The organism is Corynebacterium sp. HMSC08C04, from assembly GCF_001807495.1.
GTDB lineage: Bacteria > Actinomycetota > Actinomycetes > Mycobacteriales > Mycobacteriaceae > Corynebacterium > Corynebacterium simulans.
Genome location: NZ_KV789205.1, coordinates 58,426 through 80,763, shown reverse-complemented (window position 1 = coordinate 80,763; position 22,338 = coordinate 58,426). Strand labels below are relative to the sequence as shown.

Sequence of the window (22,338 nt, the reverse complement as noted above, 5' to 3'; positions counted from 1 at the left end):
AATCTTTTAAGTTCTGGCATAATTATTCGTTATGGATTCACGCCAGCTACTCTACTTTCGTTCCGTAGTGGACTACGGATCTTTCACTCATGCGGCTGAAGCTCTAGATATGACTCAGCCTTCTCTAAGTCTCTCTATTCGTAAGCTCGAAAAGGAGCTTGACGTTCAACTCCTGACCCGCGGCCGCGCCGGTGTTAAGACCACCGAAGCCGGCGACTACCTCTATTCCATCGCCGCGAAGATGGACACCCTGCTTAGCGACGCCGCACAGCGCATCACCGAGATCGCCAGCGGCGCCGCCGGCAGCGTCTCTATCGCGTCTGCGCCGGAGTTCAACTGGCTGTTTATGCCAGAGGTTCTTCACCGCATGGTGGATCGCGCCCCTGAGGTCAACATCTTCTTGGACGATCCAGAACCGACCATAACCCTGCGCCGCGTCCTCGAAGGCTCCATCGACCTAGGCCTGATGCCTTCGACTGACCCACACGCATTTGCCCAGCGTTACCACAACGAGCTGAACGTCCATGTAGCCAGCGAGATGGAATTCCGCGTCGCCGTACCGGATCGCCTCCAGCACCTGCCCAACCCTGTTTCCCTTCACGACATCGCGGAAGAAACGTGGATCCTGCCTCCACGCAACCCTGAATTCGTTGGCCTTCCAGAGCTGCTGGACCAGGTCTTTGCCAAGCACCCGGACGCCGTCCCTAACCGCGTCCAAGAAATCTCTACCCTCCAGACCGGCCTCCCACTGGTTTCCGGCGGCATCGGTGTGTGCCTTGTCCCGAGCTCGGCACAGGCGCTCAACCACCGCGGCATTCACCTCCGCGAGATTGCAGAAGGCATCCCACCGATGCAGTCCTTGCTCATCTACCGCCGTGAACGCGACCTTTCCCCTGCCGCCAACCAGCTGGTAGATCTCATCCTTTCCGTAGGCGGCGAGAGCGAAGAAACCCTTCTTCACAAGTCCGTCCACTCGGCAGAAGCGGACAAGGCCTAAGACGCTAAGCCCTACTTTTAGTACGCGAGGCTGGCTGGTCTAAGATGAAAGCCTAAGCCTCCATAGCTCAGCGGATTAGAGCAGTGGGTTTCTACCCCATGTGTCGCGGGTTCGAGTCCTGCTGGGGGCACCGCCGAAAAGGCCACTTCACTGGGAAGTTTCTTCCACAGATTGGTGGCCTTTTCTTTGGTTTTATCGGTCTGGCTTAGTAAGCGCGCCTAAAATAACAAGCATGGATATCACGCTGGCCACCTTCGTCACTGCCCCAGAAGAAGCGCTCATCGGCATGCGTTTTACCAACGCATGGGCGCCTTCGCCGGAATACGCACAATCGCGCAACTCGGTTCTGACCGGCCAGTATCCGCAGCGCGGCGCCACGACCCGCATCACCGATATCTTCCGCGAGGCCGGCTACCTCATCAGCGAGGACATCGACTCGGCCCCCGGTACTGCTGAGCAGCCCGTGTTCCGACTGCTCGAGGAGCCTGCGGAGCCGGCGCGGTTGCGCGACGTCGCCAAGCACAGCGTCCTTGCTGTGTGTTCCTTAAGCGGCGGGCCCTCGCCGATGTCGCTGTCGTGGCCGGGTGTTACGGATCAAAAGCTGGTGGAGCCGTGCCCAGAGCTAGTCTCCCCGATGGACTTGGCGCCGACGCTTGCTGCCATCGCGGGCCTTGATGTGCGCCCGAATGCGCATCTTTCCTTCGACGGCCTCAACCTCGTTCCCGTCGTGCGCTACGGCGCTTCCGGGCACGCGGCGTTGTTCTTCGACAACGGAGTGCGCATGCAGGACGCGGTGCTTATCGACGACGTCGCCAGCCCCGCACACCACGCCGCCAGGCTCCGCGATGAATGGGAAACCTGGCATAGGTTCATGGGCTTTGGGCCACTGCAGTAGGGCTTAGCTACCTACCGGCATCACAACCCACAGGATGAGATAAGCCAGCACACCGGAAAAGCCTGCCAAAGTGGCAACAACGAAGAGGATGCGCACCAACGTGGGATCCAGATTGTAGGTCTGAGCAATGCCGCCGCATACGCCTCCGATGTAGCAATCCGTGCTCGAGCGGGTCAAACGGTAATTCATGATTGTCCTTTCTTCTTAGTGTGCGCCCTCCATTAAAGCTTTTCAGCAGGCCACACGCATCAGGTAAACCCCCGAGAATCACCCTGATGTTTTGCTTTCGTCTACGCTGGTTGAAAACTTCTTTTCGGCGAAAGGACACAATCACTATGGCTAAAAACGCAGGTCTTCCCGCACCCACCCGCAATTCCTATGCGCTGCTTACGGGCGCTAGCCAGGGCATCGGCGAGGCGATGGCGCGCGATCTCGCCGCCCTCGGATATAACGTCATTTTGGTGGCGCGCCGCCAGGAAGTCCTCGAGCACATCGCGGATGAACTGAAGTCGAAGCACGAGATCGATGCGATCGCTCTGGCCGCCGACTTAGCAAAGGAAGCCGACGTCGACCGCGTCATCGAGTTCATGGCCGGCAAAGAAATTTCCATCATCGTCAACTCCGCGGGCATCGCCAGCTTTGGCAAATTCATGGACCAGGACTGGGACTATGAGAACAAGCAATTCGATCTCAACGGCAAGGCCGTGCACCGCCTGACCCGCGCCGCTTTGGACCAGATGCTGCCGCGTCGCTCCGGCGCTATCTGCAACGTTGGTTCTGCAGCGGGCAACGTCTCGATTCCGAACAACGCCACCTATGTATTTACAAAGGCAGGCGTCAACGCTTTCACCGAGGCGTTGCACTACGAGCTCAAGGGCTCTGGCGTCAGCTGCACCTTGCTAGCCCCCGGCCCGGTGCGCGATGCCGTCATCCCGGAAGAGGAGCAGTCCATCGTAGATAAGGTAGTTCCTGACTTCCTGTGGACCACCTACGAGTCCTGCTCCGCAGAGACCCTAGAGGCTATGGCTCGCAACCAGCGCCGCGTGGTACCGGGCCCGCTGTCGAAGGCCATGAATACGCTTGGCCAAATCATCCCTACCCCGATTGCCGCACCGCTCATCGGCAGCTTCTACTCAAAGATGGCCTAAGGCACTCCCACCCTTTCCGCGGTCCTGCTTTTGGTGTGCCTTACTCGGTTGCAGAGGAAGAGCGAGCGTTCTTGCGGTCTACCCAGAAGTCGGCGTTCTTGATGCCCAGAGCTTCAGGGTCGAAAACCGGATCCTTGCCAGCCTTCTTCTGCGCGCTGTAGTCCTTGAGGCACTTGAGTGCCGGGACCTGGAGGAAGAGGACGGCGATGATGTTAAGCCATGCGGTGGCGCCCACTCCGATGTCGCCCAATGCCCACGCGGAGCCCGGGGTGGTGGTGGCACCAATGATGACGGAGATGATGATGAGGACGCGCAGGACCCACACCAGCGCGCGCCGTGCGCCAGCATTCTTGATCCAGCGGTTGAAGTAGGTGAGGTTGGTCTCTGCCATGTAGTAGTAAGCCAGAACGGTGGTGAAGGCGAAGAACGCGATAGCAATTGCCACGAAGGAAGCGCCGACACCGTTGAATACCGAGTCCATACCGGATTGAACGAAGCCTGGGCCGACCTCAATGCCGTCAGGCAGGGAGCCGGCGTAGCGAACGGCGCCGTCCTCGGACTCGCCTTCGAAGACCTTGTACATGTCAGTGGAGATGATGATGAAGGCGGTGGCCGAGCAGACGAAGAGGGTATCGACGTAGACGGCGAATGCTTGAACGAAGCCCTGCTTTGCTGGGTGGGAAACCTCAGCAGCTGCTGCCGACTGCGGGCCGGTGCCCTGGCCTGCCTCGTTAGAGTAGATACCGCGCTTTACGCCCCACATGATTGCAGAGCCCAGCATGCCCGCGAATCCTGCTTCCATGTCAAATGCAGACTTGACGATGAGGCCAAAAACGTGTGGGATGTCGCCGAAGTTCATGAACAGGATGGTCAGCGCGATGATGATATAAGCGCCTGCCATGAATGGAACGATGAGCGAGGTGAAGTTAGCGATACGCTTGACGCCGCCGATGATGATGAAGGCCAAGACGCCAGCCAAGATGACTGCGGACCAAGTGACGTTGACGCCCCAGGCGTTCTCCACTGCAGCGGCCACACCGTTGGCCTGGATGCCTGGGAGGAAGTAGCTGGTAGCCAGAATCATGGAGACAGCGAAGATGACGCCGTAGACCAGCATGAACGGGCCCACAGAGGTGTGGCGGTAAGCCTTTTCGATGTAGTACGCCGGGCCACCACGGTACTCGCCGGTGTCCTGATCCTTTTCCTTGTAGACCTGGGCGAGAGTACATTCCACGAATGAGGTAGCGGACCCCAACAGCGACACCGCCCACATCCAGAAGACAGCACCTGGGCCACCGAAGGCGATCGCCGTGGCAACACCGGCAATGTTGCCGACGCCGACGCGACCGGCGAGCGAAATCATCAGGGACTGGAAAGAAGAAACACCGGAGTCTGACTTCTCGCCGTTCTTCAGCTGCGCAATCATGTCGGGAATACAGCGAATCTGCAATCCCTTGGTCACGATCGTGAAGTAGACACCGGCGCCCAAGCACAGGAACACGAGTGCTGGGGACCAAATGAGGGAGTTGAGAGCATCCAAGAACCCGGCCATATGAGGGAACCTACTTTCTAAAATTGTGAGCTCTAACATAGAAGGTGACATAAAGAATCATGCACTACTTCAATCGAAGTTTGTGAGGATAATCACGAAAATGTTTTGGAAGAATCTAATTCTTCACATTACCTGTCGGTTGACTGAAATTTAATGCACAGCTCAAGAACCGTCAATACCGCTAAGACGAACCATTTAGAAAAACTGAACTATCTGCACCAAAACACCCCCTTTGCCTCCCCCCGCCACACCTTCCACGCCGGTGGATTAAATCAGACGGTGGGAAGGGAGGCGTCGACAAGCGCGGCTCTAGGAAGACTAAGGTTAAACCCATGACTGACATCGCCCCGAAGAATGACCGACTCGTCTGGATTGACTTGGAGATGACAGGGCTGGACCCGAAGCGCCACGTCATCGTGGAGGTGGCCGCCATCATCACTGATGGCAACCTCAACGTCATTGGTGAGGGAATCGACCTAGTGGTCCATGCCACGGAAGCGGAGCTCGCTGAGATGGATGACTTTGTCACCAACATGCACGCCAACTCCGGCCTGGATAAGGAAATCCGCGAATCCACCACCACTCTGCGGGAAGCCGAAGATGCCGTCCTGGCGCTCATCGCTGAGCACTGCGACCCCGAGCATCCCGCCCCCCTGGCAGGCAACTCCATCGCCACCGACCGCACCTTCATTCGCGCCTACATGCCGCGCTTGGATGAAGCGCTGCACTACCGCATGATTGACGTTTCCACCATCAAGGAGCTCAGCCGCCGTTGGTTCCCGCGCGCTTATTACAACCAGCCAGACAAGGGCATGGCGCACCGCGCGCTCCAGGACATCATCGAGTCCATCCGCGAGTTGGACTACTACCGCCGCAGTGTGTTCCGCACCGACGACGGTCCCTCCTCCGCGGAAGCAGCGGATCTCAAGGAGTCAACTACCGCTGACTACCAGGCGTTTTTGTAATTTACGCGGCGTGAGTTAATCTTATCCGTGCTGCTTTTAAGGCAGCGATGGTGGCTGTAGTTCAGCTGGTAGAGCACCAGGTTGTGATCCTGGGTGTCGCGGGTTCGAGCCCCGTCAGCCACCCCGATGAGGGCCCTAACCTGTTATTTTTCAGGTTAGGGCCTTATACTTTTCTCGCGCTATTTTTAGCCCCGTGGATTAAGGTGGCCGATTGTGTTTGGGATTTCTCGCTTCCCCACTCAGCCTTTGCCACGCTATGACCAAAGTGCCCAAAGAGCTTCAGCACAAATCATCGCGGCCTATTCCACGAGCTTTTCCTTTGCCTCCGAGCTGCTCGCTCCCCGCACGCGCACCGATATCCGCAATCTTTATGCCGTGGTGCGCATAGCGGATGAAATCGTCGACGGCGCCGCAGCCGCCGCGGGCCTTAACACAACAGAAGTCGAGCAGACCCTCAATGCATACGAAGAGGCGGTTCTGTGCGCACCTTCGCAACGCTTTCACACCGATCCTGTGCTGCATGCCTATGGCATTTCCGCCAGGCGTTGCGGGTTCAAGAATGAGCACATTCGGGCCTTCTTCGCGTCGATGCGCCGCGACCTTCACCAGTGCGACTACGCCGACGAGAAAGATCTCGAGGCCTATATCTACGGCTCCGCGGAGGTCATTGGGCTTTTGTGCCTGTCTACTTTCTTGGTGGATCATCCAGTTTCTGGCCCCGAGCTGAGCCAGCTCGAGACGGGTGCACGGCGCCTCGGCGCCGCCTTTCAGAAGGTCAACTTTTTACGCGACCTCGGCGCGGATACCGCACAGCTTGGCCGCAGCTACTTCCCGCAGGCAGGGCACGGCGGATTGAGCACGCAGGACAAAGACCTACTCATCGCCGATATCCGCAGCGATCTCGCCACTGCCCGCGCCGTCACCGGCAAGCTTCCATTCTCGGCACGCGTAGGTGTCAGCGCCGCCACTGACCTTTTTGAGGCCTTGACCAACGACCTTGCAGCACTGCCTGCCGACGCCGTCTTTTCCCAACGCACCCGCGTCAGCGCCCCACGCAAGCTAGCGCTTTTAAGCCGCGCCACCTTGCATTCTTTAAGAAAGAGCAACTGATGAAACTGCCCCGCCTTTCTACCGCCCTCTCCAGCGAGCAGCCCGAGACCGTCATCGTCATCGGGGCAGGCATCGCCGGCCTTGCCACCGCAGCGTTGCTCGCACGCGACGGCAAGAAGGTCACCGTGGTGGACAAACTAGAAGAAGTGGGCGGCCGCGCGGGCAGCCTGACAGAAGCGGGCTTTCGTTGGGATACGGGCCCATCCTGGTACCTGATGCCAGAGGCATTCGACCACTTCTTTGAGCTCTGCGGCACGTCCACGCAGGCAGAGCTCGAGCTTATCGATCTCAGCCCCGCCTACCGCGTCTACAACGACGATGGTGACTTCCTCGACGTCGAGACCGGCGTTGAGAAAGCCGCCAAACTCTTCGAGTCCATCGAGCCCGGCGCCGGCGCCCGCATCCGCGCCTACCTCGCCCAGGCCAGCGACATCTACAACGTGGCACTATCGAAGTTCCTCTACACCACTTTCAGCAGTCCCCGCGAGCTTTTAGGCTCCACGGTTCGCTCCCGGCTAGGTATGCTGGCGCAGCTACTTGTCCGGACCCTGGACAAACATGTGGCGAAATCCTTTAGCGATTACCGGCTACGCCAGGTGCTCAGCTATCCGGCGGTGTTCTTATCCAGCGAACCCGCGGCGGCGCCGGCGTTGTACTCGCTGATGAGCCACACGGACTTGGTCGAGGGCGTGCGCTACCCGCTGGGTGGCTTCGATGCGGTGGTGCGCGCCATCGCCAAGCAGGCCCAGCTCGCCGGCGTGCAGTTCCGCTTGGGCGCGGAGGTCACCAGCATCCTCACAGCGGGCGCCTCCCCGCGCGCGACGGGCGTGCGCATCACCGACGCCTCTGGCACGCAAAAGCTGCTTGCCGACGCCGTGGTTTCCGCCGCCGATCTTCACCACACCGAGAACACGCTCCTCCCACAACGCCTGCGCACCTACCCGGAAAAGTACTTTGCTGGGCGCGATGCGGGGCTTGGAACCGTGCTGGTGCTGCTCGGAGTGAAGGGCAAGCTTCCGGAGCTTTCACACCACACGTTGTTGTTTAGCAAGGACTGGGCGCCGGACTTCCGCGCGGTCTATCACGGCCCTGAGCCAGCCCGTCCGCTGGACTGTTCGCACTCCATCTACATCTCCAAGACTTCGGCAACGGACCCCGATGTGGCGCCGGAAGGTCACGAGAATCTCTTCGTGCTCGTGCCAGTGCCGGCTGATTCCGCGCTGGGACACGGCAACGCCTACCGCGATAGTCCTTCTGCCCACGTGGAGGCCATTGCTGACGCTGCCGTAAAGCAGATTGGGGATTGGGCCGGTATCGCAGACTTGGAAGAACGCATCGTAATCCGCCGCACGCTGGGCCCAGCGGATTTTGCAGAACGCTATCACGCGTGGCGCGGCGGCTCGATCGGCCCGGCGCACACGCTGGCGCAGTCTGCGTTCCTGCGCGGAAAGAACGTCTCTTCCAAGGTTGCCGGGCTTTACTATGCTGGTGCCACGACAGTGCCCGGAGTGGGCGTGCCGATGTGCCTAATTTCCGCCGAGAACGTGCTCAAACGCATGCACGGCGACGCCACAGCGTCGCCGCTGAGTTCCTTTTATCCCGCTTAAAGCTCTGCGTTAACCGCTGCTTGAAGCTCTACTTTAAGCGTTGGCGTTGGTATTGCCCTTGGACCAAGTATCCCAGTCCATGTTCCAATCGCCCAAGCCATCGAATGGGTTGAGCTGCGCACCGCCAGTGTTGAAGACGCGGACGATGTCGCCGCGCTTGACCACAGACTGGAACCACTGCGCGGCCTCCGGGGAGAGGTTGATGCAGCCGTGGGACTGGTTGTAGACGCCCTGTGCGCCGATGGACCAAGGTGCGGAGTGAACGTAGATGCCGGAGTAGGACATCTGCGTCGCGTAATTGACGGAGGTGCGGTAGCCGCCGGCGTCGACAGCCAGGCCAAAGCTGCTGGAGTCCATGATCAACGACTCGTACTCATCGCCGATGATATAGCGGCCATTTGGAGTATCCCACTGGCCATCGGTGCCCAGGGAAACCGGAATCTCGCGCAGCAGTTGGCCGTTCTTAAATACCTTCATAGTCTTGGTGGCGTTGTCCACTAGGGAAATCACACGGTCACCGATGGTGAAGTTGGTGGAAGCGTCCTCGCCGCCGTAGATGCCGCCGCCAAGGTTGCGGCCGTAGAGATCAACGTTGACCTCAACCTTGGTGCCTGGCTGCCAGTAGTCCTTCGGACGCCAGCGCACTTCCTGGTCATTGATCCAGTAGAAGGCGCCTTCAACCTCTGGGGTGGTCTTGACGGTGATTGCTTCCTCGGCAGCCTTGCGGTCGGTGACGTAGTTGCCAAAGCGCACGCCGATGACCTGGCCAACGCCCACTTCGGCGCCCGGAATCGGGGAAAGCGCAACCTCAGAAACACCCGCCGCTTGTGGGGTGGTGAAAGTTACGGTCTTCTTTTTTCCGTCAACGTCTTCTGCCTGGATTGTGTAGGTGTGATTGTATCCAAGGACCTCATCGGTGGACCAGGTCTTCGCGTCAGAGGAAAGCTTTTCTGCAACCTCAACGCCAAGCTCATTGGTCATGGTGACGGACTTCAGCTTGCCCGAGGTCTTTACCGTGACGAACTCGGAGGGATCGACGTCTTTCGCACCGTCTTTAACGGAGAACTGCAGTTCCTTCGCCTTTGGAGCTTGCGACTGCTCTGCACCACCCTGGCTGCCATCAGCGGAAGCGGCTTGTTCAGCGGCATTATCTTGAGCGGAAGAATCAATGGTGCACGCTGCCGCAACAGTGGCTGTTAGGGCTACAGCGGTAGTGGCAAGGACGCGACGAGCGAGAGAGAGGGAATTAAACACTTGGGCCCTTTAAAATTTGTGCATATAAGACGGTCAGAATTTCTCAATTAGCGTATATCGCACACCTTCAAAACACCACACGGCGCTTCACGCGTTAATCAATTGTTATAAGAAGAACACCCCTGCCCCACCCGCCTTCTTCGATGGCGGATCTTGAAGCCCTATTAAACCACCATAAAACACCCTAAAAACACACAATGGCCTGGCGATTTTACAGTTTTGAATAGTGGGTGTTAAAGTTATTTCTCGTTGCACGGCAGGCAAACAAACCAGCCAGACAACATAAGCGCCATTAGCTCAATTGGCAGAGCAACTGACTCTTAATCAGTGGGTTCGGGGTTCAAGTCCCTGATGGCGCACAATCCCCCTGTTCAGACGGTGTTTTCACCGGTTTGGACGGGGTCTTTTTGTTGCTTCGCTCCTGTTCAGGGCACCTTCAACAGTAGCATGTACCCGCCGCCGCCATCCGGTTCCCGTGGCGCGGGGGTAGGAAGCTCTTGGCACGAATATGGCACGGAGAAATTTCGGTAACGTGCGGAAACTCCCGTCTGGACGATTCCAGGCGAGATACCTTGCACCAGACGGCAACACTTACAACGGACCCAGCACCTACACCAACGAGCAAGACGCGTGGGCGTGGCTTGCTGGTCAGCGCAGGCGGATAGAGCTAGAGGCCTGGGAGCCTCCACAACCACGGGTCTACGAAGAGAAAACCTTAACCGTTGGTGAGATGGTTCAGCTCTGGTTGAGCACTGTCAAGGGACAGGTGCGTAGTTCCACACTTAGCACCTATACCGACATCATGAACTCACGAGTGCTGGGAAACAAGCAGTTCTGCGCGGTTCCCCTGGATAAGCTCACCACCGCTATCGTGGCACGGTGGTGGCAGGAGACAACAGAGCAGTTCCCCAATACTCACTCCCGCAACAACCGCGCTTATCAGAAGCTTCGTTCGGCAATGGCGCTTGCTGTTGATAACGGATACATTCCAGCGAACCCCGTGTACATCCGCTCCAGCCTGCGCAGGGTCAATACTGGAGTTAAGGAGATGCCTACGACAGCGGACCTTAAGGCCATCGTGAACGAGATGCCACACCGGTACAAACTAATAACGGTGCTCTGCCTGTTCCACGGGCTGCGCATTGGCGAGGCTCTGGCTATCAAGGGTAAGAGCATCCAGCTCACCGCAAACGACGGCGTCGTCCAGGTTCAGGGAACGCTATCGCGGGTTCCGAATAGCAAGGGCGGCGTGATGATGGAGTACCACGAGCCTAAGACTCGTGCGGGTTTCCGCACGGTTCCTATCCTCTCGGAGTTTCTCCCCGTGGTGCGGGAGCACCTGGAGACCTACCAGCCTGGTCCAGAGGATTATGCGACAACCACCGCTACAGGCATGCCGGTTTTTGATACGTCGTATAGGTCCAGGTTCAACTATGCCAAGAAACGCGCTGGAATAACCAAGGCGATTACTCCCCACTATGGCCGTGTTTACTTGATTACGCGGCTTGCAGAGGCAGGAGCGACACCAAAGGAGATTGGGAGAATCCTAGGACAGGAAGACATATCCACGATTGTCGGTGTCTACATGCGGGCGAGGGAGGCAAAGTCAGATGCTCTTATGCGGCGGCTAAGCCTGGAGGATTCCTAACCTCTCCCGGCGCTGTCAGGACAGCGATAACCGCTCTGTCACTGTTCTTGTGGAGGTTAAACACTCGTGAACACGGGACTATGTTCGCTAGAACATGTCCCTTAGAGCCTTTGAGTACCAACGGTTCGATGTGGTCAAGGTTACGGGTGTTCGGTAGACCTGGTTCACGCGTTAGCTTCACGCCCGTGTAGTAGCAGCGCCACGGGTCTATGCCGTGGTCCTGCCAGTATCGGATAAGCGTCTCCGTCTTGAATCGTCTCCGAGGCCTCCCGGCTCGTGCGGCTCGGTTGTAGCCGTTGTGGTTGGCACCGTCTAGGCCGTCCAGGCCGTGGTGGATGCCTCGGTGCCGGTTGCGTCGGCACGCGGTACACTCCCCGGCGAAACCGTTAGCACATGTTGCGTCTAGCGGGAACTCCTGGTCCAGCGCCTTGACTTCGTAGCAGCGTATGCACCGGCGCTGGTTGATTGCTGCAAGCTCTGTGCGTTCTTGCTGGAACGCTTTAGTTGGACGGGACATGTATTCTCCTTTGGTTGGTGGGATAGCCACCGCGCTTTATGCGGTGGCGTTGGCAAAATAGTCTGAGCTGGTCCGTGGGCGGTAGACCACGGCATAGGTTCAGTGAGTTGAGCTAGTCATAGGTCAACGAACACCACCCTCCGCTCTTACGGCTCCGGGGTGACGGTGGACTACCAAAGGACACCGGAACCGGCTCCGGCTATTTTCAGGCCGTCGCTTATCCAGGCAATGGCTCCTTAAAGACATTGCCGGTTCCAGCTTGTTCCAGCTGTCACCGGTGATAAGGGAGACGGCACCACCGGCTCCCCCGCCGTTGGTTCCTGTGCTCGAACAGCAACCGCCTAAGCCGGTTGCCTTCCTCGCTTCTCACCTACCAGCCACCGCCTTAACGGTGGCCGGTGTTGGTTACCCGGTTCAATCCAAGGCCCTTTGTAAAGGGCCGTTGAATTTCACTCGCCTAAGGGAACGGAACGAAGTGGAGTGACACCCAAAGGTGTCCTCCAAGCGATAAACGAACGAAGTGAGTGTATAAGAGACCAACTTTCCCGATTCCCGACGCTGTGACCTGCACAAACACCATAGTCGGGAAAGTGCAATCCGGATACTTTCCCGATTCTAAAACCTCTCTACCTGCGATAATGCAGAAAACCGGGATTAGAGTACAGAACGGAATCCGGATTCTTTGTCCCATATCAGGTTGGGCATACTGTTCAATTTCCGCTGTAGCGTGTCCGGCTGGTAGTAGTCTCCGCGTTGGCTCTTGACTCCCTTATTCTTTAACTTCTCCGCAATCCTGCGAGCAATCTCAATCTTGGACAGACCGCCCGGGAGTGAGCACGCAATCTCCGCTATTTGACGTTCCGCATCATCGGTACTGGACCTGGGTTTCTGTTGTACAGAATCATCGGCAACGCTTAGCTTTCCATTTGCTGTCATGTTCAACGAGACCTGGCCATCGAAGCCACTAGAGATGTTTCCGTTCGTCGTCAGCGTGACAGTACCAGACTTCGAGGCTCGGACACCCACGAGGTGGCGGACAAAACCTGCAACAGTGTTGTTGCCCATCGCAGCCCTTACAGGGTCCGCGCTGTTTCCTTTGTTCGTGTGATGAATAAACAACACCGGAACCTTTGCGATGTTGAAACGCTCCGCAATCCTGTTGAGCTCATTTGTTGCCTCTGCGTCGTTGAGGCTCACACCGTCTCGGAGAATACCTCCAACGTTATCCACGATGACCAGACCTAGGTTGCCGTATTCAGCGGCGAGGTAGGACTGTTCTGGGACATCGCCACCGCGCGGGATACGGTCGATGAACACATGGTCCAGGTCCGCCCCGAGACCGTCAAGTCGGCTCGTGTTCTCGGATTCTCCGTTACCCTCTGTCGTAACTATCAACACGTTTCTGGAAGCAAGCGGCTTCACGGCTTTGATTCCAAGAGCTGGTTCACCACGAGAAACAGCGGCGGCGATGTTGACAGCGACCCAGGACTTTCCAGCTTTGGGAGCACCCACGAGCATCGTGTATGACATGCACAGGAGACCGGGATACACCCACTCGTTGTAGTCGCCGTTCAACTCGTTCTTGATACGGGTACCAGACTTAGCCGGGAGGATGCTCGAAAAGTAAGCATCGGCCATCCGGTCCATTTCTTCTTGCGAGTACCCGGTCATTCTTGGTCCTCCAACAACTCCACGGCCTGCACAAGGAGGTAACGAAGCTCCTCGTGGTTCATAAAAAGCTTAATCCTCGTGCCTTTCTTTGTAAGAGCAAACACTCCTCCGTCGTCCAGTTTGGTTAGCTTGGGCGGTTTGAACGGCGCACGGATAGGTGGCATGGCAGCGGGCGTGGTCATGATGGATAGCTCCTTAGCTAGTTGTTAATGTCGAAAATGAGGTCTTGAAGCTGGTCAGCAAGTGAGATGGCTTGCGCCTCAGATAACAGGAATTTTTGGCGAGGGTGCCAAAGCGTGAGCCTGTACGGCGTTATGGGTGATGCGTGCCGTTCGAGTCTCGGCATGCGAGGTGGTTTGTTATTAGTGGTTGTCAAAGCGGATTCCCTTCTTAAAAAAATAGCCCTCTCAGAGCCTCTCTAAGGCTCTGAAGTATGCTCCCTAGCCGGTCAGTCCAGGCGATTGTCTAAAATCCCTTAGAATCGAAATTAGCGAAATTACCTTCCTAAACTCCCTGGTCAAAGGCCTGCAAAATCGGCTTATTTCAGGTGCTCGGGTGACTAATCTTCCTTTGGTGGGTAAAGACCGAACCTAGCGTCGAGCTTGTCACGGTCCTGGTGGTTAACCGCTGCGCGGAACCAATCAGCTATGCCCACACCAGCGGCTACGGCCACACGACACACGAGGCCGTGCTCATCGGACCGAACTTTGTTGTAACAGTAATCCGCCGTTGCGGCATACCAATCCAGAAACCCTGCGTCTACCGGATAATCAGGTGCTAGCTCAGCTGCGAGTTCTTCGGGTGTCATGTCCACGAGTTTGTGCCTGCGAGGCGGCATATCAGCTACTTTCTACTTGGTGGTCCCGTAACGTGAGCGCAGACCCTTGGCTCCAGCCGCCCGGCGTTTGGCTGATAAGGCTGCCTGTTCTGCCTCTGATGGTTCTAACTTCAGGGACTTGATAAGCGTGTTCAGGGTCAAGGTCTGCTGTCGAGCCTCTGCGATAAGCGGACTAATGACAGGTTGACCTTGGCTACCTTGGACAACCAGATCAGCATCGGCTGCGGCTTCCTCTAAGGTGGCGATAGCGTCCGCTGTGCGGCAAGCGCGCTCTAACAGCGCGGCCTTGTCAGGTTCAAAGTCAAACACATATTCGTTGGTAACTTCATCCCAAAGCTTGGAACCAGCGGCTCCCAGGTTCGCGGGCTTGGTCAACGGCATAAAAACTCCTTTTGGTTGGAAAACAATTGATCTTTTGCCAGGAACGAAGGCAGGCGCAATACCTCCCGGTCTGGCTATACAGGGCGGGGTATACCCCCTGGGTACATAAGGGCAGGTCAGGGGTTATTTTTGAGCGTTTGCCAGTTCTGGTACCAGCGAAAACGCAAGCAAGGCACACTCGAAGCCCCGGCTGGCAGGAAGAGGAGGTGTTCCTCGCTTTCTTAGTAGTGCACGAGGACCAACCGAGGCTACGCAGCGTGCCCTGCAAACCCAGCAGCGAGCAGGAGCAAAGCCTGCTTAGCACCTCCTCTTCCGAGGGAGGAGGAGGAAGAGGGGGCAACCCAGGGAGGGGCACCCGGTAGGTAGGGAGGGAGGAGGGAGGCCGGGCCTCCCCCAGCGGGGCTGGCCCCCTAGTACCCCAGCGAGGTACGCAGTGCACGGTGGGCTGGCTCGGACATCTCCTGCCGCTCTGCCTCTACCTCCGCAGCATCTGTCTTAGCCTGCGCAGGGGTAGCTAGGCGAAGCTCGGCACCGTCGCGGATAGCCTTAGCTAGCGTAGGGAGGATAGCCTGGTACGCAGGTTCTAGACCTGCGGTCTCATCGAGCTGGAGAATCATAAGAGCCCCTACGGTCTGTGGCGAGGCCACAAGATTCCATGAGGTCCAGGCCCCCATTCCCTGACCGGGTAGTTGCCTGAGGTCGTTGCTCCAGTCAATCCAATGCGAGATGGTTCCAGCGGCTTCTCGAGCTGCGTCATAAGCCTCTCGTTGTGGCTTAGAGAAATTAATCACGTCGTGCGCAGTAAACGGCTCGACTGGGAGCTCCTCAAGAGCGGCATAATAAGCATTAGCTGCGTCATCAAAAGAGCCACGAGCTTGCTCGAGGTAGTTGTCAAGGTGGGCAGCGACGGTGGAATCTATGCGGTTTTGAATGGCGGACTGCGCGTTAGTAATTGCACGCAGGCGTTCTGGACCAGTGCGAAGAGAGTGCTCGACCATAGCATTAAGTGTCTTCTCTACAGTTTTTGCGTTAAATAAGCCGTTGCGGTCCGGCGCTGGTGAATCAGCGATCTGGTTCAGCTTCTCCTGTGCTTCGAGTAGGTCAAGCACAGCCTTTGGATGGTTTAGGTTCCAAGAATCAATGTTGAGCATAAGCAGATTTTCCTTTCGGGATAAAAACAAAAATGCCGTCCTCGTTGTGAAGGACGGCAGGATGGGTTTGGTTAATAACTACGGAGTCCTAAGACCGCGCTTAACGAGTCCAGTAGCGGATCTTCGTGCTTTGCGCGTCGTTGGTACCCAGCGCCTTGACTAGGGTCCACAGCCTTGGACAAGGACGGCTCGGAGCGGACAGCTCCGTTAGTGCCATCTGGTGCGTCCTCGAGTGCGAGGCGGATAAGGTCAGGTGTTGAGACGGCGGCACCGTTGAATGCCCGGGCCGCTTGGTTAATCAGCTGCTCCCCATTAAGCGGAATGCTTTTGTGCATGATGTTCTCCTTAAAAATCTAGTTGAGGTTGAGAGAGGACTCCCCTGGCGATTCTGTGCGAACGCCCCATACAAAAAGAGACCCGCATCGGCGGGTCTTGAGTGGTGATGTTGTCAGCGATGGCGTGCTAGTCGGCATTGTGAATTCTCCCTAGCAGATGGATGAAATGGCCGGTGTTCTTAGCGTTATTTTCCTCCCAAAGGCAAGGCACCAGGTTCGAAAGCACGTGCCCAGGCGAATCAGGACTAGACAATGGGACGATATGGTCTAAGGACACTGTTCCATCCCAGAGCAATCGTCCAGAGTAAGCAGAGCGCTCGGAGTCAATACCGACGCTTTCCCAAAACTCCAACAGTTGCTTGGTCGTAATCTTCTCCGCTGGCAGTCCCTCCTTAACAGCACGGGCGTATCCAGCAGAGAGCTTGGAAGCCCACGGGTTAACGCTGCGGCGGTAGTTATTGGTGTATTCGTCACGCTCTGTCTTGCACTCCTGGTAATAACCAGCCCTGCAAGCACGGCAGCGAGAATCTAGTCCGTTCCAATTCGAGCGATTAGCAGCGTAATCTGTCCAAGGTTTATCGGTGCTGCAACCAGGGCAAACCTTGGAAGTCACCGGGTAGCACGGTGCCTTTAGCACCGGCTGGTATCGTGCCCGTTGGCTTTCTCGGATAGCTTCACGATTTTCTGCATCATAAGCAGCCTTTGCAAAGTGTACGCATGACTTACACCTAGATTCTCCCTTGAAAAAGCGCTTTAGCGGCTGAATTCCAGAGCACGAGTAACAAAACTTTGATTCGGCCTCTGCGAGCTTGGCACGAAGCTTGTTAGATAGTCGCTTTTGAGTCTGGAGCTCGAGGTAAACTTGCTTTTCCAGCGGCGGCTCCCACACCAGCGCCTCGGAGTCGATAACCTCGTATTCAAAGCCTGGAGACGTAGCAATAACGGACATAAAAGTAGCCTTTCTAAGAATTGAAATGGGTTCGGAGTAGCTGCGCGACTTGACCAGCCGGACTGGATACCAACTGGTCCCTTGTCAGCCCTAGGTCCGTGGCGACTTCATCCAGCCAGTTACGGGCGTTGCGTTGTTTTTCGCGGTAGCGAGCGTTAGCAGCCATTTGCTGGTCCGGGGTATTCCGGTTTTCGTATCGGTTGACGCTCGGCACGTCTACCTCCTTCCTGGTTGGATGCGCACTAACTGTTAGTGCAATTTGCAAAAGTAAAACAGCCCCTGGCCTTAATAGCCAGGAGCTGCAAAAGGAACGACCACTCGTTGAGTTCGGAGGAGATCCGAGGTAATCACCGCACCAGCCTCGCGGCGATTCCTTGAATGCGTCTCTCAATAAGTACATAGGTGTCGTTTCAAGGTTTTCGGACAGCAGAACAGTGGATTGTGAGAAATCTCATACTGTTTGCTGGTGCCTGTTGCGGTATCATTCACCACTTTAACAAGCCTAAAACCACACCACGCCATTTAAGCGGCCTAACGGCACCTCTAAGCACCTTTCAGTCGTTCCAAGGGTGAAGGACTAGAGAAGGTTCTTCATCGCCTTAAAGCGGCTTCTAACACTTCACCCAACGGCAACCACCTACTAGATTATGAACACATTAATAGTTGCAGTTACTAATGTGTTCATTTCTTAGTAGGTAACTCAGCTGCGGAACACCTAATCTTGCGGCCCAACGCCTTGGATGAACCAAGGCCTAGAACCAAAGCCGTGCGAGGACCGATTACCGTCCTGGATAGCGACTCAGACGTTGTTACTACAGGTGCAAAGCCTCTTTAAGGGCTGGAACAATACCGAACGCGGTAACCACACCACCGATAACGGCACCGATTAGACCGACTAGCGCCGTAATCCAAGGGCTGGACGAGCTGGACTCGCTAGCTGGTTCCTTGCCCTCTTCGTCCGCCGGTTCAGCGAGGCACTCGTCAACACGGGATAGAGCGCTCTTGTAAATAGCGATTCTTTCCTCTGCTTTCTTGGCATCTTCCGAACCAGCGGGAGCCTCTGCCAAGTCTTTCTCGTACAGTGACAGGAAATATTCGATTTGGCTAGTCAAAAACGGGGCTTCGTCCTTTGTGAACACAAACCCCTCTTCCCTTGTTAGGTTGCGTTCGGTAATACTGAAGTCAATCCTGCAAGCGTCCCCTAAGCGTTCGAGAGTGGTTGCTGATGCCGGGACAGTAGAGAGAGTGGCAGCAAGCGCAACTGCGCACGCGGCGGTGGTGAGTTTCTTCACGAGTAATCCTTGTAGAGAGAGTGGATAGTCAACGTGTAGTAATCTATCATCTTTGCTCGTGTTCTCTAATGCTTTACCGCTTTAAACTCTGCATCGGGCGCGCTGTTAAGGAAAAGCTTATCCGTGGATTCTGGAGGGGTTGCCATCATTTCAGTGATAGACGGGCGCGGCTTTTCGTTCTCGTTGTTGGGCATGTCTTCTCTTTCGAATAAATTAATTACCACTGGAAAAGTAGCAGCCAGAACAGCCAGCAACAGGGCCGCGTAACCAGCTCTCAACCAGCGCATCTGTGCCTTGTGCGCATCTTTCCGCTTTGTGAGCGTTTGCCGTTTACCAGAGAGAATCTTTCCACGTAGTAGGTACGTGTTCAGTTGGTCCGCGTGCTTATCTAGCTTATCCAAGTTGGTATCACCAACTTTGGTTCCAGAAAACAAAGTCACCACCGCACACAGCGAGGCGAGTAATCCGAAAACGGCGGTAGCCGTTTCAGCGGCCCCTAGAGCATTACCAGCTTTTGAAACTCCCACAAAGATAACGGCGGTGGTCAGTAGCAGCGTTGCGCGGTTGGTAATCGAGTTTCCGGTTACCGTCTCCTCGCTTAATTGTCGGTTGGTCTCCTCCTCTACTAGCTGGAGATTCGCCGTCTCCGTATCGGAACCTAGACTACACCTAAACCAGAACATACCCCCTTACCGCCTTGCTTTCGATTACACGGTGCCCTATCAAGAGCAGCGTAGGCCGTCCATCTTAAAGCCACTGTGACTATAACGGATGGATGCGTTCCTTACCCCACGAACAGGATTACTGTAGCTAAAACGCGGTGCAAACAGAGACTCGTTGACTATCCACTGTTAGGTCCGCCATCCAGCCGCCGTTAAAGTCCGGGGCGATGGCTGGAGGAACCGCTACGCTAACGGAGCCCGGCTGCGAGTCCACCGGCATCTCGGAGTAATTGTTCGCTCCCCCGCTGGGCATCCAGTAGTTTGCAGTAACTTCACCGTTGGTCATCTTTACACCCATTGTTGAACCGCCACCGGATGCGCCAAAGGCTACCTCGGAACCCGCTGGCATGTCTCCGTTAAAGGTCCACCTAACGGAACGTGCTCCGCTGGGAGCTTGGACAATTTCAGCGGATGCAAGCTCGAAAGTTCCGTCGTTGCTGGAGTCACACTCTGCTGGACGGTCCTGTGCGGTTGTTGTTGTCTCTTCAGCGGTGTACTCGCTGGTTGTCTCTTCAGCGGTGTACTCGCTGGAGCTGGTCGCTGTTGTTGTTTCGGCATCGCCACCGCAACCAGTCAGGAGGAGAGGGACAGCAAGGAGCAAGGGAACAAGAGTATTTTTCACAGGCCTTAGCTTACTAGACCCGGCTGTCCAGTGGAGCGGGTTAGCCAGCTCTGGTGCGCACTGTCTCCCTTTGGGGACCTAGCCTTAAAGGGTAGAGGTAGCCCCTTGCTGGGATAGCCTGCCCAGCGTGCCTGCCCTTTGAACCGTGATTCGTTGCTATCCCACGCCTAGTAGACGATTGCCCCTTGTTAGGCAACCGTCTGCTAGGATGACCCCACAGAGACTAGCTACATCTCCGTTCCCGCCTGGATTAACCGAGGAATAGGAAGCAGTTTGGAAAACTGGTTGCTTCTTATGATTTCCCGAATCATTCGGGCGGGTTATCCTTTGTCGCTAAACAAAGGACGGGGTGGCGAGGGGCGCGGCGCTCGCTTCTTACAAATCACGCTTTACGCGCCGGTTGTTGTGTTGGGCACCGTGTTCCTTGGTCACGGTGGATTGCCCGGCTAACCCGGTCCTGTTCATCCTCTGCACAGGACCTCTAAACCGCATAACGCCGGGGTAATGGGCTGTTGCTGCCAGCGTGTACCCGTGGGGCAAGGGCTGTTCCAATACAGGACAGCTTTAAGGGCTTCTCCACGGTGCGTACTTTGCTGGACAGCACTTTTTGCCTTAAGCGCTAAACCAGCGAACGCGCTCTTTTCCGCTAGGGAACATTTCAGAGGAGCGGGTGATATCGCTGGGGAGGTCCAGACCGCACCGGGAGGCGGTGTCGAGCAATGGGGCTAGGCTCGGATACTCTTGGTCAAGCTCTGCATCTTGGATGATGAAAATATTGCCGTCTTCAACGCTGGAGAACACGGCTCCGTCTACGTCTGCGAGGACGGTGTCATCGGCTGGTATCTCAGCCGGGATTAATTTATTCACGGGGGGTAAAAACCTTTCCTGTTTCTGGCATGTTCACGGCATGTTAACCGTGTAGAATTCCCTAACAGAACAGGAAAAAGCTCGTGAGCTTGCAGGACTTTCACGAGGATTAACTCCCCGGTTCAAGTCCCTGATGGCGCACAGTACAGAATCTCGCGGTTTCCTTTCATGGAGGCCGCGAGATTTTTCATTTTGCCACCTCCCCGCCGAGGCGCCGCATCCCCACCAGCAAACAGTTACATCAGCAGAAGCGGCGCGATTTTACGTCTTTAGAAAAGGCTCGATTCGCCCCACGGAAAACGCCCTTAATCTTCGCCGGAATCGGCCACCCGCCTGACCTCCAAATGCAGACAAACCTAGATGGTGAGGTCGATTTTCCAAATGGTGAGGAAAGGATGGTGAGGTCAGCCGTCACCAGCCCCACCAGTTAACACGCACCCCATTGGCCGCGGGGCGACCTCACCATTTGCCACTGCGGGCGCAGGAGGAGGCAGCACCACGCCACAGAAAGCGTTAGATTGGCTCGCCCGCAATCTGATAGTCCTCCGGATCGCCAACTGGAACCTCGGTGCCGTCGGACATCTTGAGGTCCTCGAGCTCCTGGTCTGGGTCAACCAGCTCGATATCGAAGCCCGACTCGCGGATGCGGCGCAGGCCCTCCTTCAGCATGCGGCGCCCCATGCGGTTAGTCGCGGTGACGTTGGAAAGCTCCAAGACCACCTTGGCGGCGCTCAGGTCATAGCGCTCCAGCTCGTGCAGGACGGTCTCCGCGGCGTTGAAGTTGAGAACGCCCTGCAGGTAGATAACCGTCGCGGTGTCTTCGTCCACGATGTGGCGGATTGGCTGCACGCCGTAGCGCTCCTCAGTGGACATCAGATGCAAACCCATGTCCTTAGACAAAAGCTTGAAGGCTTCCACGCCGCGCACGGAGTTGCCTTCCTCATTCAGACGCGGCGAGAAGGTAGCCACACCCAGCTGGCCCGGCAGCGTACCCAGCAGGCCGCCTGCCACGCCCGACTTCGCCGGAATGCCGACCTCCGCCATCCAGCGACCCGCGCCGTCGTACATACCTGCCGAGCTCATCAGCGCCAGCGTGAGGCGGCAAACGTCGGCATCTAGGATCTTGTCATCGGTTATCGGTTGACGGCCGCCGTTAGCCAGCGTCGCAGACATCACCGCGAGGTCTTTGACTGTCACGCGGATAGAGCACTGCCGGGTGTAAGTCAGCACCGCATCGTGGGCTTCATCCTCAATAATGTTGTAATTGCGCAGCATGTGCGCGAGCGCGAGGTTGCGTTCCGCGTTTTCAAGCTCAGAGCCGGAAACGCTTTCGTCAATATGCAGCTCATGACCCGCCAGGCGAGACATGTAGCTGCGGATACGCTCAACACGTTCATCGACGCCCGAGTCCACGCCGTTGATGAGCTGCGTGACCGCAATTGCGCCCGCGTTGATCATCGGGTTGACCGGGCGGTGGTCGTCGCGGTTCAAAGACAACTCGTTGAAGGCCTCACCGGAAGGCTCCATTCCCACAATCGAGCGCACCGCTTCCAGCCCCAGCTCCTGCAATGCAAGCGCATACACAAAAGGCTTGGAGATGGACTGCATGGTGAACTCGATATCTGCATCACCTGCCCAATAGACATGGCCAGTGGTGGTGCACATCGCCGCGCCTAGGTAGTCCGGGTTCGCAACCGCAAGCTCTGGAATATAGTCCGCTACTTTTCCGCGTTTATCATCACGGACATGGTCAAGGATTTCCCGTAAGTAAAAAGGAATTGGTGTTTTCATCTCGCTCTAGCTTACGGATGACTATG

The 22,338-nt window shown here is 56.6% G+C and carries 23 protein-coding genes and 3 tRNA genes; 10 read left to right on the top strand and 16 right to left on the bottom strand.

The genetic code is table 11. From position 1 onward, the window contains the following. Nucleotides 1–31 precede the first annotated feature (31 nt). From HMPREF3169_RS05335 to HMPREF3169_RS05325, 3 genes are all read left to right on the top strand, one after another. The gene (locus HMPREF3169_RS05335) at nt 32–997 is read left to right on the top strand and encodes a LysR family transcriptional regulator (protein WP_062043497.1); all 966 of its coding nucleotides are present in this window, start codon (nt 32–34) and stop codon (nt 995–997) included. A 56-nt stretch (nt 998–1,053) separates the two neighbouring features. Continuing rightward, nucleotides 1,054–1,127: transfer RNA gene (locus HMPREF3169_RS05330), tRNA-Arg, on the top strand. A 102-nt stretch (nt 1,128–1,229) separates the two neighbouring features. Beyond that, the gene (locus HMPREF3169_RS05325; RefSeq protein WP_061924293.1) at nt 1,230–1,892 is read left to right on the top strand and encodes a hypothetical protein; all 663 of its coding nucleotides are present in this window, start codon (nt 1,230–1,232) and stop codon (nt 1,890–1,892) included. A 3-nt stretch (nt 1,893–1,895) separates the two neighbouring features. Here HMPREF3169_RS05325 and HMPREF3169_RS05320 read toward each other — a convergent pair whose 3' ends face one another. Beyond that, entirely contained in the window at nt 1,896–2,081 is a 186-nt protein-coding gene (locus HMPREF3169_RS05320; protein WP_201040745.1) for a PspC domain-containing protein, read from the bottom strand. 146 nt (nt 2,082–2,227) lie between these two features. Here HMPREF3169_RS05320 and cmrA point away from each other — a divergent pair, with 146 nt between their 5' ends. Beyond that, a complete protein-coding gene (gene cmrA / locus HMPREF3169_RS05315) occupies nt 2,228–3,040 on the top strand; it encodes a mycolate reductase (protein ID WP_070455881.1) in 813 nt (270 codons plus the stop codon). Nucleotides 3,041–3,080: 40 nt separating this feature from the next. On the opposite strand, the gene HMPREF3169_RS05310 is transcribed toward cmrA, so the two are convergent. Continuing rightward, nucleotides 3,081–4,592 (bottom strand): alanine/glycine:cation symporter family protein, encoded by a 1,512-nt coding sequence (locus HMPREF3169_RS05310; protein ID WP_070455880.1) that lies wholly within the window; start codon nt 4,590–4,592, stop codon nt 3,081–3,083. A 332-nt stretch (nt 4,593–4,924) separates the two neighbouring features. Here HMPREF3169_RS05310 and orn point away from each other — a divergent pair, with 332 nt between their 5' ends. The 4 genes from orn to crtI all read left to right on the top strand — a co-directional run bounded on the left by orn (nt 4,925) and on the right by crtI (nt 8,274). Further along, nucleotides 4,925–5,557: an oligoribonuclease gene (gene orn, locus HMPREF3169_RS05305; RefSeq protein WP_061924309.1), complete on the top strand. Its 633-nt coding sequence runs from the start codon at nt 4,925–4,927 to the stop codon at nt 5,555–5,557. Nucleotides 5,558–5,607: 50 nt separating this feature from the next. Further along, nucleotides 5,608–5,680 (top strand) — tRNA-His (locus HMPREF3169_RS05300). Nucleotides 5,681–5,770: 90 nt separating this feature from the next. Beyond that, complete coding sequence (locus HMPREF3169_RS05295; RefSeq protein ID WP_246815600.1) at nt 5,771–6,667, top strand: phytoene/squalene synthase family protein; 897 nt, start codon at nt 5,771–5,773, stop codon at nt 6,665–6,667. Further along, nucleotides 6,667–8,274 carry a phytoene desaturase family protein gene (gene crtI, locus HMPREF3169_RS05290; RefSeq protein WP_070455879.1) on the top strand — a complete coding sequence of 536 codons (1,608 nt, stop codon included), beginning with the start codon at nt 6,667–6,669 and terminating at the stop codon, nt 8,272–8,274. Before HMPREF3169_RS05295 ends, crtI begins: the two co-directional genes overlap by 1 nt. Nucleotides 8,275–8,307: 33 nt before the next feature. Here crtI and HMPREF3169_RS05285 read toward each other — a convergent pair whose 3' ends face one another. Next, nucleotides 8,308–9,528: a L,D-transpeptidase gene (locus HMPREF3169_RS05285; RefSeq protein ID WP_070455878.1), complete on the bottom strand. Its 1,221-nt coding sequence runs from the start codon at nt 9,526–9,528 to the stop codon at nt 8,308–8,310. A gap of 286 nt (nt 9,529–9,814) precedes the next feature. Here HMPREF3169_RS05285 and HMPREF3169_RS05280 point away from each other — a divergent pair. Next, a tRNA-Lys gene (locus tag HMPREF3169_RS05280) sits at nt 9,815–9,887 on the top strand. A gap of 443 nt (nt 9,888–10,330) precedes the next feature. Beyond that, entirely contained in the window at nt 10,331–11,176 is an 846-nt protein-coding gene (locus HMPREF3169_RS05275) for a tyrosine-type recombinase/integrase (protein WP_168162619.1), read from the top strand. 1,171 nt (nt 11,177–12,347) lie between these two features. Here HMPREF3169_RS05275 and HMPREF3169_RS05270 read toward each other — a convergent pair. The 13 genes from HMPREF3169_RS05270 to HMPREF3169_RS05210 form a co-directional block, all read right to left on the bottom strand. Beyond that, the gene (locus HMPREF3169_RS05270; protein WP_070455876.1) at nt 12,348–13,364 is read right to left on the bottom strand and encodes an AAA family ATPase; all 1,017 of its coding nucleotides are present in this window, start codon (nt 13,362–13,364) and stop codon (nt 12,348–12,350) included. Continuing rightward, nucleotides 13,361–13,546, bottom strand: coding sequence for a hypothetical protein (locus tag HMPREF3169_RS05265; protein WP_070455875.1), 186 nt, complete (start codon nt 13,544–13,546; stop codon nt 13,361–13,363). Before HMPREF3169_RS05265 ends, HMPREF3169_RS05270 begins: the two co-directional genes overlap by 4 nt. 377 nt (nt 13,547–13,923) lie before the next feature. Further along, a complete protein-coding gene (locus HMPREF3169_RS05260) occupies nt 13,924–14,172 on the bottom strand; it encodes a hypothetical protein (RefSeq protein ID WP_148132103.1) in 249 nt (82 codons plus the stop codon). Between the two features lie 42 nt (nt 14,173–14,214). Then, nucleotides 14,215–14,583, bottom strand: a complete 369-nt coding sequence (locus tag HMPREF3169_RS05255) for a P27 family phage terminase small subunit (protein ID WP_070455873.1) — start codon at nt 14,581–14,583, stop codon at nt 14,215–14,217. 410 nt (nt 14,584–14,993) lie between these two features. Next, complete coding sequence (locus tag HMPREF3169_RS05250) at nt 14,994–15,734, bottom strand: hypothetical protein (protein ID WP_070455872.1); 741 nt, start codon at nt 15,732–15,734, stop codon at nt 14,994–14,996. A gap of 71 nt (nt 15,735–15,805) precedes the next feature. Beyond that, entirely contained in the window at nt 15,806–16,069 is a 264-nt protein-coding gene (locus tag HMPREF3169_RS05245) for a hypothetical protein (RefSeq protein ID WP_070455871.1), read from the bottom strand. A 127-nt stretch (nt 16,070–16,196) separates the two neighbouring features. Then, nucleotides 16,197–17,018: a hypothetical protein gene (locus tag HMPREF3169_RS05240; protein ID WP_070455870.1), complete on the bottom strand. Its 822-nt coding sequence runs from the start codon at nt 17,016–17,018 to the stop codon at nt 16,197–16,199. Between the two features lie 13 nt (nt 17,019–17,031). Beyond that, a complete protein-coding gene (locus tag HMPREF3169_RS05235; RefSeq protein ID WP_070455869.1) occupies nt 17,032–17,232 on the bottom strand; it encodes a hypothetical protein in 201 nt (66 codons plus the stop codon). A 598-nt stretch (nt 17,233–17,830) separates the two neighbouring features. Then, on the bottom strand, nt 17,831–18,310 hold the full coding sequence (locus HMPREF3169_RS05230; RefSeq protein WP_070455868.1) for a hypothetical protein: 480 nt from the start codon (nt 18,308–18,310) through the stop codon (nt 17,831–17,833). 65 nt (nt 18,311–18,375) lie between these two features. After that, nucleotides 18,376–18,993 carry a hypothetical protein gene (locus HMPREF3169_RS05225; RefSeq protein WP_070455867.1) on the bottom strand — a complete coding sequence of 206 codons (618 nt, stop codon included), beginning with the start codon at nt 18,991–18,993 and terminating at the stop codon, nt 18,376–18,378. A 127-nt stretch (nt 18,994–19,120) separates the two neighbouring features. Then, nucleotides 19,121–19,654 (bottom strand): hypothetical protein, encoded by a 534-nt coding sequence (locus tag HMPREF3169_RS05220; protein WP_070455866.1) that lies wholly within the window; start codon nt 19,652–19,654, stop codon nt 19,121–19,123. 612 nt (nt 19,655–20,266) lie between these two features. Beyond that, the gene (locus HMPREF3169_RS05215; RefSeq protein WP_070455865.1) at nt 20,267–20,521 is read right to left on the bottom strand and encodes a hypothetical protein; all 255 of its coding nucleotides are present in this window, start codon (nt 20,519–20,521) and stop codon (nt 20,267–20,269) included. A gap of 513 nt (nt 20,522–21,034) precedes the next feature. Further along, the gene (locus HMPREF3169_RS05210; RefSeq protein ID WP_070455864.1) at nt 21,035–22,312 is read right to left on the bottom strand and encodes a glutaminase; all 1,278 of its coding nucleotides are present in this window, start codon (nt 22,310–22,312) and stop codon (nt 21,035–21,037) included. Nucleotides 22,313–22,338 lie beyond the last annotated feature (26 nt).